This is a genomic window from Cupriavidus sp. MP-37, assembly GCF_020618415.1.
In the GTDB taxonomy this organism is placed as follows: Bacteria; Pseudomonadota; Gammaproteobacteria; order Burkholderiales; family Burkholderiaceae; genus Cupriavidus.
The window spans coordinates 3,588,064-3,604,463 of record NZ_CP085344.1 but is presented as its reverse complement, the minus strand read 5'-3'; the positions used below and the strand labels follow the sequence as shown (position 1 = coordinate 3,604,463).

The 16,400-nt window shown below is 69.9% G+C and carries 15 protein-coding genes; 6 read left to right on the top strand and 9 right to left on the bottom strand.

Annotated elements, in window-relative coordinates:
• Nucleotides 1–17: 17 nt before the first annotated feature.
• The 3 genes from LIN44_RS16565 to LIN44_RS16555 form a co-directional block, all read right to left on the bottom strand.
• On the bottom strand, nucleotides 18–995 hold the full coding sequence (locus tag LIN44_RS16565) for a M14 family metallopeptidase (protein WP_227312996.1): 978 nt from the start codon (nucleotides 993–995) through the stop codon (nucleotides 18–20).
• Between the two features lie 104 nt (nucleotides 996–1,099).
• A complete protein-coding gene (locus tag LIN44_RS16560; RefSeq protein WP_227312995.1) occupies nucleotides 1,100–2,086 on the bottom strand; it encodes a tripartite tricarboxylate transporter substrate binding protein in 987 nt (328 codons plus the stop codon).
• Between the two features lie 120 nt (nucleotides 2,087–2,206).
• Nucleotides 2,207–3,163, bottom strand: a complete 957-nt coding sequence (locus LIN44_RS16555) for a LysR family transcriptional regulator (RefSeq protein WP_227312994.1) — start codon at nucleotides 3,161–3,163, stop codon at nucleotides 2,207–2,209.
• 93 nt (nucleotides 3,164–3,256) lie between these two features.
• Here LIN44_RS16555 and LIN44_RS16550 point away from each other — a divergent pair, with 93 nt between their 5' ends.
• Nucleotides 3,257–4,093 (top strand): MerR family transcriptional regulator, encoded by an 837-nt coding sequence (locus LIN44_RS16550; RefSeq protein WP_227312993.1) that lies wholly within the window; start codon nucleotides 3,257–3,259, stop codon nucleotides 4,091–4,093.
• Between the two features lie 188 nt (nucleotides 4,094–4,281).
• Here LIN44_RS16550 and LIN44_RS16545 read toward each other — a convergent pair whose 3' ends face one another.
• From LIN44_RS16545 to LIN44_RS16520, 6 genes are all read right to left on the bottom strand, one after another.
• Entirely contained in the window at nucleotides 4,282–4,446 is a 165-nt protein-coding gene (locus tag LIN44_RS16545; protein WP_092315400.1) for a rubredoxin, read from the bottom strand.
• A complete protein-coding gene (locus LIN44_RS16540; RefSeq protein ID WP_227312992.1) occupies nucleotides 4,443–5,318 on the bottom strand; it encodes a metal-dependent hydrolase in 876 nt (291 codons plus the stop codon). Before LIN44_RS16540 ends, LIN44_RS16545 begins: the two co-directional genes overlap by 4 nt.
• 10 nt (nucleotides 5,319–5,328) lie before the next feature.
• The gene (locus LIN44_RS16535) at nucleotides 5,329–6,288 is read right to left on the bottom strand and encodes an alpha/beta fold hydrolase (protein ID WP_227312991.1); all 960 of its coding nucleotides are present in this window, start codon (nucleotides 6,286–6,288) and stop codon (nucleotides 5,329–5,331) included.
• A complete protein-coding gene (locus LIN44_RS16530) occupies nucleotides 6,285–7,175 on the bottom strand; it encodes an SDR family oxidoreductase (RefSeq protein WP_227312990.1) in 891 nt (296 codons plus the stop codon). The genes LIN44_RS16535 and LIN44_RS16530 overlap by 4 nt, the downstream gene beginning before the upstream one ends.
• Nucleotides 7,176–7,236: 61 nt before the next feature.
• Nucleotides 7,237–8,832 carry an NAD(P)/FAD-dependent oxidoreductase gene (locus tag LIN44_RS16525; protein ID WP_227312989.1) on the bottom strand — a complete coding sequence of 532 codons (1,596 nt, stop codon included), beginning with the start codon at nucleotides 8,830–8,832 and terminating at the stop codon, nucleotides 7,237–7,239.
• 257 nt (nucleotides 8,833–9,089) lie between these two features.
• Nucleotides 9,090–10,181, bottom strand: a complete 1,092-nt coding sequence (locus LIN44_RS16520) for an AraC family transcriptional regulator (protein WP_227312988.1) — start codon at nucleotides 10,179–10,181, stop codon at nucleotides 9,090–9,092.
• A 125-nt stretch (nucleotides 10,182–10,306) separates the two neighbouring features.
• Here LIN44_RS16520 and LIN44_RS16515 point away from each other — a divergent pair, with 125 nt between their 5' ends.
• From LIN44_RS16515 to LIN44_RS16495, 5 genes are all read left to right on the top strand, one after another.
• On the top strand, nucleotides 10,307–10,912 hold the full coding sequence (locus LIN44_RS16515; RefSeq protein WP_227312987.1) for a hypothetical protein: 606 nt from the start codon (nucleotides 10,307–10,309) through the stop codon (nucleotides 10,910–10,912).
• Nucleotides 10,913–10,919: 7 nt separating this feature from the next.
• Nucleotides 10,920–12,515 (top strand): GMC family oxidoreductase, encoded by a 1,596-nt coding sequence (locus LIN44_RS16510; protein ID WP_227312986.1) that lies wholly within the window; start codon nucleotides 10,920–10,922, stop codon nucleotides 12,513–12,515.
• Between the two features lie 275 nt (nucleotides 12,516–12,790).
• Nucleotides 12,791–13,753, top strand: coding sequence for a TetR/AcrR family transcriptional regulator (locus tag LIN44_RS16505; RefSeq protein ID WP_227312985.1), 963 nt, complete (start codon nucleotides 12,791–12,793; stop codon nucleotides 13,751–13,753).
• A gap of 177 nt (nucleotides 13,754–13,930) precedes the next feature.
• Nucleotides 13,931–14,860, top strand: a complete 930-nt coding sequence (locus LIN44_RS16500; RefSeq protein ID WP_227312984.1) for a DUF1571 domain-containing protein — start codon at nucleotides 13,931–13,933, stop codon at nucleotides 14,858–14,860.
• Between the two features lie 149 nt (nucleotides 14,861–15,009).
• Entirely contained in the window at nucleotides 15,010–16,368 is a 1,359-nt protein-coding gene (locus LIN44_RS16495; protein WP_227312983.1) for a DUF2957 domain-containing protein, read from the top strand.
• Nucleotides 16,369–16,400: the final 32 nt, after the last annotated feature.

Here is a 16,400-nt window from a genome sequence, read left to right as displayed (position 1 = left end):
CGAAGCGCCTCAGCGGGTCAGCGCTCCAGCCGGCCCAGGCGCACCACGGTCACGCCCGGGCGCAGCTGGCGCAGCGATGGCATCACCAGCACGCAATCCGGATACGGCGTCACCACCGGCTCGCCGTCGCGCCAGCCGATTACGGTCCCGGCCTCGGTAAACGTTTCCAGCCCGGTGTAGGGGCCGGCAAAGCGGAAGTCCATGCTGGTGGCCACCACCGGCTCGGTCACGCGCACCACGCGCTGCGCGGCGGGCAGCGGCTGCAGCCAGCCGGCCGGCAGGTCGCTCTCCTGAACGATGCCGGCGTGCAGCAGGAAGCGCGCGGTGCTGTCCTGCGCCACCGTCACGGCGGCCGGCTCCCAGTGCTGGCCGCATTCGATCAGCAGCGCGTTGCGCGGGCTGGCGGCATCGCCGAAGCCATCGTAGTCGCGCATGCGGCGGCCTTCGGGATGGCCTTCGTCGACGATCACGTCGGCCGGCGCACCGAGCGCGCGCGACAGCGCGATGCCCTTGTCCAGCGGCCCGGAGACGATCAGCGGCCGGCTTTTCTCATGCATCGAATGCAGGTCCAGCAGCAGGTCGACGGTATCGATCACCGGCCGCATGGCGCGCGCGCGGCGCAGCTCCGAGGAATCGAGCCCGGCGTCATCGAGCACCTTCGCGGTCCAGACGCGGTTGAAGTCCTGGTCGACAAAGCGCGAGGCGTCCGGCCTGGCGGGATCGAAGCGGTGGTACGCGTCGACGTTGGCAAAGGCCAGCGTCAGGCGGCCGCGGCGCGGGCGCAGGCCGTGGTCGAGCAGCGCCTTGACGGCGATGGCGCCGCAGACTTCGTTGCCGTGCGTCAGCGCGTTGACCATCACGTGCGGGCCGGGCTGGCCGCTGTCGAAGGTGTAGAGGTAGGGGATGCCGGTGTTGCCGGCGGCGTAGGCGCGGATGTCGGGGAAGGCGACGTCGACGGGGTAGGCTTCGAGGGGAGCGGTGGGCTGGTGGGTCATGGGAGTCGGTGCGTTCAGGGGTGCCTGGCGGGTCGGTGCCTGCCGGGTCGATGTTTGAGATGGGGTGAGGGTGAGCGCATGCAATGGCGATATCGCCCACGTACTTACTGCTGAATCCCCGCCGTCTGCACAATCGTGCGATAGCGCCCGGTCTCGCGCTTGATAAAGCTGCCGAACTGCGCCGGATTGGCGGGCGCCACTTCCACGCCGGCCTCGGCCAGCTTTTTCTTCACGTCCGGCATGGCCAGCACGGCCTGCATCTCGGTGTTCAGGCGCTCGACCACCGGCTTGGGCAAGCTGGCCGGGCCCATCAGGCCGAACCACACGCCCATGTCCACGCCCTTGAGCGCGGGCGTCTCGGCGAGCGCGGGCACGTTGGGCGCCACCGGCGAGCGTTTGGCGCCGGTCACGCCGTAGGCCTGCACGCGGTTGGCCTGGATATGCGGCAGCGCCGACGACAGCACCATCACCGCCAGGTCGATCTGTCCGCCGAGCAGGTCGGTGGCCATGGCCGACGCGCCCTTGTATGGCACGTGCGTGATCTCGACCTTGCCCTGCTGCTTGATCAGCTCGCCCGCCAGGTTCAGCGGCGTGCCGACGCCTGACGAGGCATACGACAGCTTGCCGGGCTGGGCCTTGGCCAGCGTGATCAGTTCCGCCGCGTTCTTCGCCGGCAGGCCGGGCTTGCCGACCAGCACCATCGGCTGGGTGCCGACAAAGGTCACCGGCGCCAGGTCCTTCTCGCCGTCATAGCGCACCGCCGGGTTGGTCAGGCGCGCGATCGACACCTCGCTGCCCGAGCCCATCAGCAAGGTATAGCCATCGGCTTCGGCCTTGACCACCTTGGCCGCGCCGATGGTGCCGCCGGCACCACCCAGGTTTTCGATCACCACGCTCTGGCCCAGGCGCTTGCCCAGCTCAGGCGCGATAGTGCGGGCCACCAGGTCGACGCTGCCGCCGGCAGTGTAGCCCACCACCAGCGTGATCGGCTTGGTGGGCCAGGCGGCCGTGGCGGCGCCGGCATGGGAAACGGCGCCGGCGGACGCGGCAAGGCAAAGTGCGGCAGCGGCCGCGCGCAGGGTGGTCTTCATGGTCTTGGCTCCAGGTCCCGGAATCATAGTTGTGGAGCGATGGTAGAAGCGCGGCACCGGACCCGCCGTGCGGCTTTGGCAACCGCGGTTGCCGATTCGGCAAGGGGTCGCCGGCGCGCCTCAGCGCGGCGCCTGCACCGCCGCCTGCCAGAAGGCCTCGGCCAGCGGCCGCATCGGCGCGCGCGGACGGTACAGGCGGATGTCGAGCGCCAAATCGCCGCCGTCATCGCTGCGCGGCGCGGCGATGGCGCGTACCAGGCGGCCGTCGCGCAGGTCATCGGCGATCAGCCGCGCCGGCAGCCAGGCCAGGCCCATGCGCTGGCGCACCATCTCGTGCACCGACTCGGCAAAGTCGCTGACCGCGATCACGTCGAGCCGCGGCGCCAGCTTGCGGCGCGCGATTTCCTGGTTGACCATGCGGCCCAGCGTCAGGGTCTCGGCATAGGCGATCATCGGCACCGGCCTGGCCGCGGTCTTGCCCGTGGCCTTTCCCGTACCGAGCCGGTGCAGCGGCGCGCCGCGCGCGTCGGCGGCGCTGACGCATACCAGCCGCTCCACGCCGGCCAGGTGGAACTGGTAGCGCGCGTCGTCCAGCATCACCGGCAGGTCGGGCGGGCTGTAGCACAGCAGGAAATCGGCATCGCCCTCGGCGAACATCGCCAGCGCGTCGTGCATCGGGAAGGTCGACAGGCGGGTGCGGAAGCCGGCCGCGGCGGGGTCATGGCGCAGCGCCTCGCGCAGCCCCGCCAGCCAGGCCGGCACCATCGAGCGCGCCAGCGTCTTGCCGGTGGCGATGGTGACGGTACTGGCGTCGGCGCGGTGCGCGGCGCGCAGCGCCAGGCGCGTGTCGTCGAGCGTGCGCAGCGCGCTCTGCGCGGCTTCCAGGAACTGGCGCCCCTCGGCGGTCAGCCGCACCGGGAAGGCGCTGCGGTCGATCAGCGGCGCGCCGGCCCAGACTTCCAGCGCCTGCATGCGCCGGCCAAAGGCGGGCGGGGTCACGTTGCGCAGTTCGGCGGCGCGCGCGAGGCTGCCGGCCTGGGCCAGGCAGACGAAGTCTTCGAGCCAGCGGATATGCATGGAAGCGGACGGTCGCGGTGGGGGCAATGCCTGCATTATCGGCAAAACCCGCCGCCACTTTGCCTGCCGCGTTCCTCGGTTAGAATTTTTGGCATGACACTGACCCGGCGCCGCCAACCCTCGTCCCCGACCCGCCCGGCCTCCGCCGCCTCCGGACCGCCACCCGCCCCGGAATACACCATCGACGAACTGGCGCGCGTGGCCGGCACCACGGTGCGCAACGTGCGCTCGTACCAGGACCGCGGCCTGATCGACCCGCCGCAGCGGCGCGGACGCGTGGGCATCTACACGCAGGCGCACCTGGGGCGGCTCAAGCTGATCCACCACCTGCTGGCGCGCGGCTACACGCTGGCCAATATCACCGAGCTGCTCAAGGCCATCGTCGAAGGGCACGACCTGCGCTCGATCCTGGGGCTGGAGACGGCGATCAGCAGCCCGTGGACCAACGAGACCCCGCGCCACTATTCCTACCTGGCGCTGGCGCGGCTGTTCGGCCGGGCGATCTCGCGCCCGGCGCTGGCCAAGGCGATCTCATTGGGCCTGCTGGAACCGGACGGGCTGGGCTACCTGGCGCGCAGCCCGCGCGCGCTGGCCGCGGGCGCCGAAATCGCCCACGCGGGCTTTGCGCTGGAAGACGTGCTGGAGATCATCGCGCAGTCGCGCGCGCATTTCCAGGCGGTTTCAGACCAGATCGTCGCCACCGTGGTGCGCGAGCTGGACCGCTTCGGCGAAGGCAAGCTGCCGCCGCCACAGGACGTGCCGCGGCTGGTCGACATCCTGTGGCGCATCCGCCCGCTGGCGCTGGTGATGGCCGAGACCGAGATGATGCGGGCGCTGGAAATCTCGGCCAACAAGTACCTGGGCGACCGGGTGGCGGCGATCATCGAGCATTTGCATGATGAGGAGGGTGGGGGCGGCGGGAAGTCATGATCTCGCGCCGGTTGGCTCCCCTCTCCCGCTTGCGGGAGAGGGGCAGGGGGTGAGGGCGGGCGCTGGCATACCGCAGGCCTGGACTTCGTGGATCCACTGGCCCTCACCCCCACCCCTCTCCCGCAAGCGGGAGAGGGGAGTTACGCCGGCGGTTCGCTAAGTCCCTCGGCTCTCGCCAACCTCACCGCCTATAACGCAACCATGTCGAAATCCGCTTTCGCCATGCCGCAGTCCGGGCAGCTCCATTCCGGCGGGACCGCGCCCCACGGTGTGCCGGGCGCGATGCCGTGCTCGGGCATGCCGAGCGCTTCTTCATAGACGAAGCCACAGATTTGGCATTGCCAGATGGTCATGCCGTCCCCCGCAGCGAAGGCGCCCGGGTGGAGACGCCGGCGGCGCGCGCGGTGTCTTCGATCTCGCGGACCAGCGGCTCGATGCGGGCCAGCTCGGCGCGGTTGTCATCGTCCCACGGATGGAAGCCGGGGCGGAAGTAGCTGAGCCACTCCGGAATCATGCGCGGCAGCGCGCCGGGCGACGCCCACAGGAAGCGCAGCGCGGTGCCGAACCCGCTCAGCTTGTTGCGGCAGCCCTTGTCGCCCATCACCAGCGCGATATGGAACACGAACACCATGGCCCAGAACGTCACCGTGGTGGTCAGCATGGTGAAGGTGCGCACGAAGTAGCGGTAGGGGCCGGGCTTCATCACGGTGTTCCACACGTCGTAGGCTACCGCCTTGTGCTCGGTTTCCTCCAGCGCGTGCCAGGTCCACACCTGCCGGTAGCCGGTCTGCGAGTCCGCGCCCAGGTGGCGCACGTCTTTCAGCACGCCGTCGGCCAGCATCGCCGTGTAGTGCTCCAGCGCGATGGTATGCGCCAGCTGCCAGGACTTGGGCAGGATCTTGCGCAGCAGGTCGAGCAGTCTCCATACCGTGCGGTCCAGCGCCGCGGCGGGCAGGCCGGCGTCTTCCATCAGCCGGTTGTAGAGGATGTGCTCGCGCGTGTGCATCGCCTCCTGGCCGATAAAGCCGGCGATGGCGCGGCTCAGCTCGGGGTCCTTCACCTGGTCGCGGTAGTTACGCACGCTGTCCATGAAGAAGCGCTCGCCGGCCGGGAAGAAGAGCGACAGCGTGTTGAGGAAATGGGTGACGTGACGGCCCCGTTCGTGCCAGTCGCAGATGCGCTCCGGCGGCAGGTGGGGATGCACGTCGCGGCGGACTGGCATCATGGCGGTCTCCTCAGTTGGCAAAAAAAGACAGCAGGTCTGCGGCCACGCGTTGCGGGTCTTCTTCCATCGGCACATGGCCCAGCCCCGCATAGCGGCGCAGCTGCGCGCCGGGAATGCGCTCGGCGAAGGCCTGCGCGTGCGCGGGCGGGATCCAGCGGTCGCGCTCGCCCCACAGCACCAGCGTGGGCGCGCGCACGCTGCCGAGCAGGTGGGTGTCGAGCTGGGCAAAGTCGAGCTTCGGCACCATCTTGCCGACGGCCTCGCGGCTGCCCTCGGCATAGAAGAAATCCACGTAGCGGCGGAAGGTGGCTTCGGGCACGCGCGAGGCATCGCCGTAGACGTCGCGCGTGGCGGCGCGGATGATGAATTCGGGCAGCAGCCACGGCGCCGACCAGCGCACCGGCGCATGGCGGAACAGGTCGATATAGACCGGCAGCTTCATCGGGAAGCCGGCGGCATCAATCAGCACCAGCTTGTCGACCGCAGCCGGCCGGCGCACCGCGAGGTCCCATGCGATCAGCCCGCCCAGCGAATTGCCGATGACGCTGGCGCGGCGCACGTCCAGCGCGGCCAGGAAGGCATCGATGAAATCGCGGTAGCGGTGCACGTCCATGGTCTCGATGCGCCCGCGCGCATCGCGCAGCGGCCCGGTCAGCCCGAACGGGGCCAGGTCCAGCCGCAGCACGCGATAGCGTTGCGCCAGCGCCGGCACGATGCCCTGCCAGGTATGCAGCGACGCGCCGAAGCCGTGGATCAGCACCAGGGTCTCGCCGTCGGCGGGGCCTTCGTCGGTGTAGTGGACCATCGCATCCAGCACGCGCACCCAGCGCGACGCCGGCAGCGCGTGGCGCTGCGCCAGCGTCGCGCGCGACAGGCTGAACAGGCCCACGCGGCCCTGCCCGAACCAGCGCGTCAGCATCCCCGGCGGCGCCAGCAGCGCGGCGTCCGCTTCGATCGCGAGGCGGTTCACGGACGCTCTCCCTGACTTACCGAAGCAGGCGCCACCACGTTGCCGAGATCGCGCTTGCGGCGCGTCTCGCGCACCACCAGCGACTGGTAGGCGGCGGGCAGCAGCCGCGCCATGGCGTCGGCGGCGTAGGCGTCGGGCCCGATCAGCACGCGCCGGCGGTTGCGCCGCACGCCCTCCAGGATCACGCGCGCGGCCTTGTCGGGCGAGGTGATGAAGAACTTCTCGAACTCGTCCTTGCCGTGCTGGGCATCGCGCACCAGGAAGCCGTTGACGCTGGCCGAGACCCGGCTGGCCTGCGCGATATTGGTCTTGATGCCGCCGGGATGCACGGTGGTGGCCGACACGCCGCAGTCCATCAGGTCCAGCTCCTGCCGCAGCGATTCGGTAAAGCCGCGCACCGCGTACTTGCTGGCGTTGTAGGCGCCCATGCCGGGCTGGGCGAAGATGCCGAAGATGCTCGAGGTATTGACCACGTGGCCGTCGCCGCTGGCCTTCAGGTACGGCAGGAAAGCCTTGGTGCCATACACCACGCCCCAGAAGTTGATGCCGATGATCCATTCCAGGTCGTCGTAGCTCATGCCCTCGACCGTGCTGGACAGCGCCACGCCGGCGTTGTTGAAGATCAGGTTGATGCGGCCGTGCGCGTCGGCGGCGGCCGCGGCCCACGCATAGACCGCAGCGCGGTCGGCCACGTCGACCGTGTGCTGGGTGATGCGGGCATGCGGCGCCGCGCCCATGGCCTGCGCCACGGTCTGCGCCAGCCCGGCCTCGTTGCGGTCCGACAGCGCCAGCTGGCAGCCCTCGCGCGCCAGCGCCAGCGCCAGCGCGCGGCCGATGCCCGAGCCGGCGCCGGTGATCGCGGCAACCTTGTTGCGGAAGTCCTTCATCTCCGGTCTCCTTCCGGTGTGTGTCGTTGTTCTGGGTGTAGGCAGGGGAAAGGCGCGTGCGTCATGCACCCGCGGCGCTGGCGATGTCCGCCGACGGCTGCCGCGCGCCCTCGTCCGGCACGGCGCGCCGCACCGGGTACAGGTCGTAGTCGGTCATGCGGAAGCTGGCCGTGGCGCGGCGGAACTGCCAGGTGAAGCCCGGCCACAGCGTGGTGTTGCGGCCGCTGCGCGGGTCGAGGTACCAGCTGGCGCAGCCGCCGGCGGACCAGATCGCATGGCCCAGCCGCGCCTGCAGCCGTTCGTTGAAGCGGCGCTGCACCGGCTCGCGCACGTCCACCGCCTGCACGCCGTCGCGGCGCATCTGGCGCAGCGCATCGGCGATATAGGCCACCTGCGACTCGATCATGAACACCATCGAGCTGTGGCCCAGGCCGGTGTTGGGCCCGACCACGAAGAACAGGTTGGGAAACCCCGACACCGTCGTGCCCAGGTAAGCCTGCGCGCCGTCGCGCCACGCATCGACCAGGTCGACGCCGCCGATGCCGGCGATCACGCCGCGCGGCAGCGGGTCGGTGGCGTGGAAGCCGGTGCCGAGGATGATGCAGTCCGCCGGCCGGCGCGTGCCGTCGCGCAGCACCACCGCGTCGCGCTCGACGCGTTCGATGCCGGTGGTGACCACGTCGACGTTGTCGCGCGTGAGCGCCGGGTAGTAGTCGTTGGAGATCAGCACGCGCTTGCAGCCGATGGTGTAGTCCGGGGTCAGCGCCGCGCGCAGCGCGGGGTCGCGTACCTGCCGCGCCAGGTGGCGGCGCGCGACGCGCTCGACCACCTTCATGACCTTGGGATGCAGCACGAAGCCCAGCACGCGCGACTCCAGCATCCAGTAAATGCCGGTGCGCACCAGCGTCTGCGTGAACGGCAGGCGGCGGAACAGCCAGCGCTCGGCGGCGCTGACCTCGCGGTCGGGCTTGGGCATGATCCACGGCGGCGTGCGCTGGTACAGGTCCAGCTGCGCCACCTGGGGGGCGATCTGCGGCACGAACTGGATCGCGCTGGCGCCGGTGCCGATCACCGCGACGCGCTTGCCGCGCAGCGCATAGGCATGGTTCCAGTGCTGCGAGTGGAAGCATTCGCCCTCGAACGTGTCCAGCCCCGGGATGTCGGGATACGAAGGCCGGCTCAGCCCGCCCATGCCCGACACCAGCACGCGCGCCCGCACCACCTTGCCGTCGGCCATCTGCAATCGCCACAACTGCGCGGACTCGTCCCAGGCGGCGTGGCGCAGCTCATGGTGCAGCCGCAGGTGCGGGCGCAGCCCGAAGCGGTCGGTGCAGTCCTCCAGGTAGGCGCGGATTTCCGGCTGGGTCGAGAACATGCGCGACCAGTCCGGATTGGGCGCGAAGGAAAAGGAATACAGGTGCGACTGCACATCGCAGGCGCAGCCGGGGTAATGGTTGTCGCGCCAGGTGCCGCCGACCGAGCCGGCTTTCTCGAACACCAGGAAATCGTGCTCGCCGCGCTCGCGCAGCCGGATCGCCATGCCCAGGCCGGCAAAGCCGCTGCCGATGATGGCGATGTCGGTGTGCTCAGGGGCAGGGGGTGCCTGTGGTGGCCACTGCGGCGACAACGCCGGCGGCAACTCCGCGGGTGCATTCATGCGCGCTCCTCACCTTTACGACAGTGTTTATTGTGACATTGATGGATGTCATCGTAGGAAGCGCGGCGTGGGTGGTCAATGCCGTGAATGGAAGAATGGTTCTAATTTTTCGTGTTTTCCAGCGACGTCTGGCGCACATAAAACAGTGCCGGGCGGCTGCATCGTCCCTTGCCACGGGGATTGCCACGTGCGTTTGAAACCGCAGGATTTTTTCGGGGCTTCGCCGATGACGAAGGCGTGTCCGCAACAAAAGGGCGCTAGGAAGTCCGGCCCTTGCGCCAGCCATGCGGCGTTTCACCGGTCCAGCGCTTGAACGCGTGGGTGAAGGCGCTCTGTTCGGAATAGCCGAGCCGCATCGCGCATTGCGCCAGGCTCAGGCCGGGTTCGGCCAGATACTGCCGGGCCAGCGCCTGCCGCACGTTATCCACGAGCTGTGAATAACTGATCCCTTGCGCCTGCAGCCGCCGCTGCAGCGTGCGCACCGGCAGGCCCAGGTGCGCGGCGACGTCGGCGATCGGCACCTCGCCCTGCGGCAGCCGCGCGCGGATGCAGGCGCGCGCCTGCGCCAGCGCGTCGGCGCCCGCGGGCACGATCTGCTGCAGCTGCGAGTCGGCGATGCGTGTCATCTGCGCCTGCATGCCGGCATCGGCCTGGAGCGACGGCAGGTCCAGCAGGGCGCGTTCGACATGCATGGCATGGCGCCCGGCATTGAAGACCACGGGGCAGCCGAACACCTCGGCATGCAAACGGGTGTCGGCGGGGGCGGCGTGCGGGAATTCGACCTGCGTCGCCACATGCTGGCTGCCGATCAGCCAGCGCGCGAACACCACCCATGTGGCCATATGCAGCTCGTGCGCATGGCGCGACAGCGCGCCATGCCGCGCCTCCCACGTCATGCACGCCGACTGCGGCGTTTCGATCAGGCGGGTGGCACCGATGTCGTTGGCCAGCACTTCATAGCGGATGCCCTGCACGATGGCGTCGCGCACGGTGGGCGTGGTGAGCACCACGTAGCCCATCTCGGCATAGTGGCGCGGCGCGAAGGCGGCGCCGGCGCGCAGGCCGACATCGGCATCGCCGGTGGCTTGCGCCAGCCAGTCCAGCAGCGCGACGTAGGCCGCGCCGGGAATGCGCGTGGCGGTCTGCGCCTGCGCGCCCGCGTCCAGCACCGCCGGCGGCACGCCGACGGCGCGCAGCTGCGCGGCCGGGGCGATGCCCTGGCGCTCGCCGTGGTCGAGCACGGCGCGAAGGTAGGCGAGCGAGACGGTGCCCGATGTGGTGCCGGATGCGGTGCCGGCCTGCGTACCACCGGCACTGGCACCGCCATCGGGCGGAGTGGCGCGTGGCATCAAATCACCTGTCATGCGGGATCAAGACCGGGCACCGATCTTTATCCAAACTCCGGACAGCGTCAATGCGGGCCTGCCCGCCCGCACCGCAGAGCAAAGACAAGAGACTGACGCAAGGAGACCCGATGCGCCCCAACCCTCATCACCGCCATGCGGTGGCCGATGCCGATGCGCTGCACGCGCTGACGCGGCGCGGCTTCCTCAAGGTGGGCCTTGGCTTCTCGGCCGCACTGGCGTGTACCGCGCTGGTGCCGTCGCTGGCCGGCTGCTCGTCCGCCGATCCCGCCCCGCACGCCGGCATGTCGTTCCTGCGCCCGGACGACGTGGCGCTGTTCCGCGCGCTGCTGCCGGCCATCATCACCGAACTGGCCGAAGCCCCGCCGCCACGCCAGGCCGCGCTGGCGCACGACGCGCTGCGCAATATCGACGCCACCTGCGCCGCCATGGGCGTGGGCGCGCAGGCCGAGCTGCGCAAGCTGTTCGGCCTGCTCGCCAGCACGCCGCTGCGCTGGGCGCTGACCGGCATCCGCCAGGATTGGAGCGCCGCCACGCCGGCGCAGGTGCAGGCCTTCCTGGCGCGCTGGCGCGCCAGCCGCCTGGCCACGCTCAATGCCGGCGCGGTGGTGCTGGTCAAGCTTGCCAGCGTGGGCTACTACGCGCTGCCGGCCGCCTGGGCCGGCTGCGGCTATCCCGGCCCCAACGCGGCCGTCTACCGGGCGCTGCACGCCTGAACCCGACATGGCCATCGACAATCTCTACGACGCCGGCATCGCCGCCGGCTGGAACGTGCTGGACGCCAGCACACTTACCGCCCCGCGCACGCTCGATGCCGACGTCGTCATCGTCGGCAGCGGCGCCGGCGGCGGCATCAGCGCCGAAGCCCTCAGCCGCGCCGGCCTGCGCGTGGTGCTGCTGGAAGAAGGCGCGCTGCGCACCTCCGACAGCTTCCGCGACATGGACGAGAACCGCGCCTACCGCGAGCTGTACCAGGAGGCCGCGGCGCGCACCACCGCCGACGGCGCCATCGCCATCCTGCAGGGCCGCGCGGTCGGCGGCAGCACCACGGTCAACTGGTCGTCGAGCTTCCGCACGCCGCCGCAGACGCTGGCGCACTGGGCCAAGCACCATGCCGTCACCGGCCACGGCGAGGCCGAGATGGCGCCATGGTTCGACAAGGTGGAAGCGCGCCTGGGCATCGCCCCGTGGGCGATGGCGCCCAATCCCAACAACGATGTGCTCCGGCGCGGCTGCGAGACGCTCGGCTGGGAATGGCACGTGATCCCGCGCAATGTGAAGGGCTGCTGGAATTCGGGCTATTGCGGCTTCGGCTGCCCGGTCAACGCCAAGCAGTCGATGCTGGTGTCGACCATTCCCGCGGCGCTGGCCAGCGGCGCCACGCTGGTGCACCGCGTGCGCGTGCGCACGCTCGACCACGACGGCAAGCGCGTGCGCTCGGTCACCGGCGAAGCGCTCGGCGCCGATGGATATACGCCCACCGGCATCAGCGTGGTCGTGCGCGCCCGGCACGTAGTCGCCGCCGGCGGCGCCATCAACACGCCGGCATTGCTGCTGCACTCGCGCGTGCCGGACCCGCACCAGCGGCTGGGACTGCGCACCTTTATCCATCCGGTGAATATCAGCATCGCCAAGATGCCGGAGCGCATTGATCCGTATTATGGAGCGCCACAGTCGATTGCCTCCGACCATTTCCAATGGAAGGACGGCGCGACCGGGCCGATGGGCTACAAGCTGGAGGTGCCGCCGATGTTCCCCGGCATCAGCGCGGGCGTGGTCAACGGCGTGGGCGAGGCGCTGCGCCGCGATATGGCGCAGCTGCCCAACACCAACGCCATGCTGGCGCTGCTGCGCGACGGCTTCGTGCCGGACAGCCCGGGTGGCCGCGTGCGCCTGGCCTCCGACGGCAGCCCGCTGCTGGACTACGAGATGAACGAGTACGCCTGGGACGGCGTGCGGCGCGCGTGGCTGAGCATGGCGCAGGCGCAGTTCGCCGCCGGCGCCGAGCACGTGCGGCCCGCGCACCTGGATGCCGCCGAATACCGCAGCTGGCCCGAAGCGCGCGACGCCATCGCGCAACTGCCGCTCAAGCCGTTCCGCACCGCGCTGTTTACCGCGCACCTGATGGGCGGCTGCGGCATGAGCGACGACCCGCGCGGCGGCGTGGTCGACAGCCGCGGCCGCCATCACCAGCTGGCCAACCTGTCGGTGTTCGACGGCTCGGTGTTCCCGACCAGCGTGGGCGCGAATCCGCAATTGTCGGTGTTCGCGCTCACCGCGCAGAACGCCGATGCGCTGGCGCGAAACCTCACGTCATGATGGATTTGTACGAGCCCGGCAAGCCCCGGTTGTCTGGCTGCCCAGCCATGCGGCAAGCCTGCCCGCTGCATGGCGCCGCGGACAATGTGGTGCGATTCCCCACACAACCGGCGCTTTTAGAATGTCCATTCCAATTCAGGTCTTGTGAAACGCCCGAAGCCGTGGATAGGCTTCGTACAGCTGTTTCAAGCATCCGTATGCCGTCAGAGCAGGGAGCGGACAGCGCAGCCAATTGCAAAGGGGTTTATCGCGGTACAGAAGAGAGAAGCGCCCCCATGAAGACCGGCAAAAGCTCGGCAGGAGACACCAAGGCCCGGATTCTCGACGCCACGGAAAAGCTGTTCACCGAGGTCGGCTACGAAGCCACCTCGCTCAGGCAGGTCACGTCGCGCGCCATCGTCAACCTGGCCGCCGTGAACTACCACTTCCGCAGCAAGGACATCATGATGCACGCCGTGCTGAGCCGGCGCCTGGACCCGCTCAACGCGCGGCGCCTGGCGCTGCTCGATGCGTGCGAGGCGCGCTGGCCCGGCCACGCCATCCGCTGCGAGCACGTGATGGGCGCGCTGTTCGTGCCCGCGCTGCAGATGGCGCGCGACCCGGCGGTGGGCGGGCCGTCGTTCCTGCGGCTGCTGGGACGCGTGTATTCGGATACCTCGCCCTTTATCCAGCAATACCTGCTGGAGCACTACGCGCCGGTGTACGGCCGCTTCTTCGATGCCTTCGCGCGCGCCATCCCGGCGCTGCCGCGGCAGGAGCTGGGCTGGCGCCTGCAGTTCGCGCTCAAGGCGCTGGCCGGCGTGCTCGCCGGCGAGGAACTGGCCAGCCTGCTGCCCGCCTTCACGCAGGGCCGGCAGATGAGCGATGCGCACGTGCTGGCCCAGCTCACCGCGATGGTCGAGGCCGTGCTGAACGTGGCGCAGCCCGGTGCGGAGCAGCTCGCGGCGCTGCAGTCGGTGTTCGAGCTGGGTGAGGAACCACAGCACAGCGGGCAGCGCGACAGCCGTCCCGCCGATGACCCGGATGCCAGCGTGGCCGCGATCGCGGCCAGCATGGGCGACGCGGCCAGCCATGCCGCCGCCGCCCTCGGCAAGGCCCGCACCAGCGCCCGCATCGTGCGCAATGCGGGCACCAAGCGTGCCGCCGTGACCAGCGTGCCGGTGCGCGCGCGCGAGCACACCGTGAGCTTTCCCAGCAACCCGCTGGATGACTGGATGCGAATGCGCACCCGGACCTAGCGGCGCGCGCCGCCGCCGGTTACCGCCGGCACGGCGCCGCAGCACTCGCGCAACCTGAACCGTCGATCCACCCAGCGAGGCCGCGCCGCGGCCCCGTGGACCCCGTGCGCCCGGCGCATTGCTGCGGGCGCTGCGGTGACCCTGTTCCGCTCTGCCTGTCTTGAGGAGGAAGCTGCCGTGTCAATCCGAGCATCAATCAAGTCATCGATCAAACCGCGCCACCTTGCCGTCGCCGCGGCCGCCGCGGCCGCCGTGATCGGCCTGCTGGCCGCGCCGCTGGCGTATCCGCCCGTGGCCATGGCCCAGCCTGCCAGCGCCGCCGCCGCGACAGGCACGGCCTATGACGGCCTGCCCTCGGCGCAGCAGGCCGCGCTGTTCTCGCGCCAGGTCGCCAGCGGCGAGCTCGCGCGCCTGTCCGATGCACAGGTGCTGGCCGTGTTCCAGGCGCTGCAGCCCGATGCGCTGCTGAAATGGGCACGCGCCGAGATGAACCGCTATCCCGAATACGAATACTGGATGTCGCGCCAGGAACGGCTCAACGGCCAGTGGCAGGAACAGCCCGCGAAGATGCAGATCCGCTACCGGCACGCGCCGCGCCAGCTCTATGCCAAATGGCTGCCTGGCGGCGCGCAGGCGGGCCAGGAAATCCTCTATGACGAGACCCGCCGCAAGGACGAGATGTACGGCCACCTGGGCGGCGTGCTGGGCTTCACCTCGATGTGGATCGCGCTCGATGGTTCGCTGGCGCGTTCGCAGTCCAACCACACCGTGCGCGACCTGGGCTTCCAGTACGTGCTGTCGATGCTCGAGCGCGACGCGAAATCGCTGCGCGCCGCCGGCCTGTCGGAAAAATACGGCAAGGCCGAGATCGTGCAGGAGCAGGGCGTGCGCATGGTGGCGCTGACCTGGGACCTGCCGGCCGGCGCGCCGCAGTACTACGCCAAGCGGGTGCAGCTGATGCTGGACCTTAAGCATCCGTATATCCGCGTGGAAACCGCGTGGGATGCCGACGGCAACATGGTCGAGAAGATCGTGTTCGACAAGCTGGTGCGCAAGACCTTCGAGGCCGCGGTGTTCGACCCGGCCAATCCCGAGTATCGCTTCTGACGCGTGCATGTGCCGCGCCCGTTTGGAACGGGCGCTCTATTGACGCCAGAACACGCGCGCGGCGACAGTCGCGCACACCGCAGGATCCGGACGCAGAGCCGGACGACCGATCCGGCAACAGGGGTCGCAGGAAAAACAGGAGACAGGCAATGACCATGTCGAGGCTTTTTCGCAGGACTTTGGCAGTGACAGGGGTGAGTATTACTGCGGCGCTGGCCGGCTGCGGCGGCGGGGGCGGCGGCGATGACGACGCGCCGCGCGCCGGCACGCAGGCGCCGCCGCAATGCGCGGACACCGGCACGTGCCCGGCGCAGGGGCCGGTCACCATCGGCGGCCCGCCCGGATCGCTGTGCCCGGCGGCACTGGACTACGGCACCACCTTTACCGGCGGCTCCGGCGCGGGCGAGCTCGTCAAGCTGCGCTTCGATACCGCGGCGCGCACGTACCAGCTCGAGATCATCGAATCCCCCGTGCCGAAGCAGCCCGGCAGCGTCAGCCCGACGCGCGCCGGCGTGACCTTCACCGGCACCTTCGCCAACCTGACCTCGCTGCCCACCGCCGAGCAGAACCGCTGCGCGGTGGCACTGCAGACCGCCACGGCATCGGACGGCGTCTCGCAGGCGACCATCGACAGCGCCAGGCCGCCGGTGATCTTCCTCGGCAACGGCGTTGCCGGCGGCGGCATCCCCGGCGCCACCATCTCCTATGGGGGCGTGCTCGGCCTCGGTGCGATCCCGGCCACCACGTTCCCGTTCTATCCGGTGCTGGCGTTTGCGCAAACCGAGACCGACTTCACCAGGGTGGCCGGCACCTACAACCTGCTGGGCTACCACCAGGTGCCGTCCGGCGGCGCGCTGACCGCGTCGAGCCACTTCACGCCCGCCACCGCGCAGACCACCGAGACGCTGCACGCCGACGGCAGCTGCACCGCCGCGGCCGGCAGCTGCCTCAGCACCGGCAACAACTGGAAGCTGCGCAGCGCCGACGGCGCGTTCGAGAGCAGCAATGCCGACGGCAGCCGGCGTTATCCGTCGTTCCAGAGCCAGGCCATCACCGCCAACAACGCCAGCCGCGCCAAGGGCCTGATGGTGGTGGGCAAGCTCAACGGCGCGCTGGTGCCGCTGCTGGTGCGCACCGGCTATGCGCAGATCTCGCTGCTGCCGCTGACGGTCAATGTCGACGATGAATCGGGGCTGGCACTGATGGCGCCGGCCACCACCGTCGCCAGCGGCCAGCTCGATGGCGGCTATATCGGCTCGGGCAGCGACTTTGCCTACACGGCGTCGCTGGTCAAGGGCGCGCGCGTCGACCTGCTCGACCCGATGACGATGAACCAGACCGGCGGCTTCCAGCTCGACTTCACGCAGACCGCAGCGGGCATGGTCACCACCACTGACAACAGCGGCACCACCGGCGCGCTGATCGCCAGCGGCCGCGTGTTCAGCCACCTGTCGGGCACCGGCGGCGCGAACCCGACCTTCCGCGTCGGCGTGCTGGCGGCCCCCTGATTGCAGCGCTGACAAAAACATAAAGGAGACAA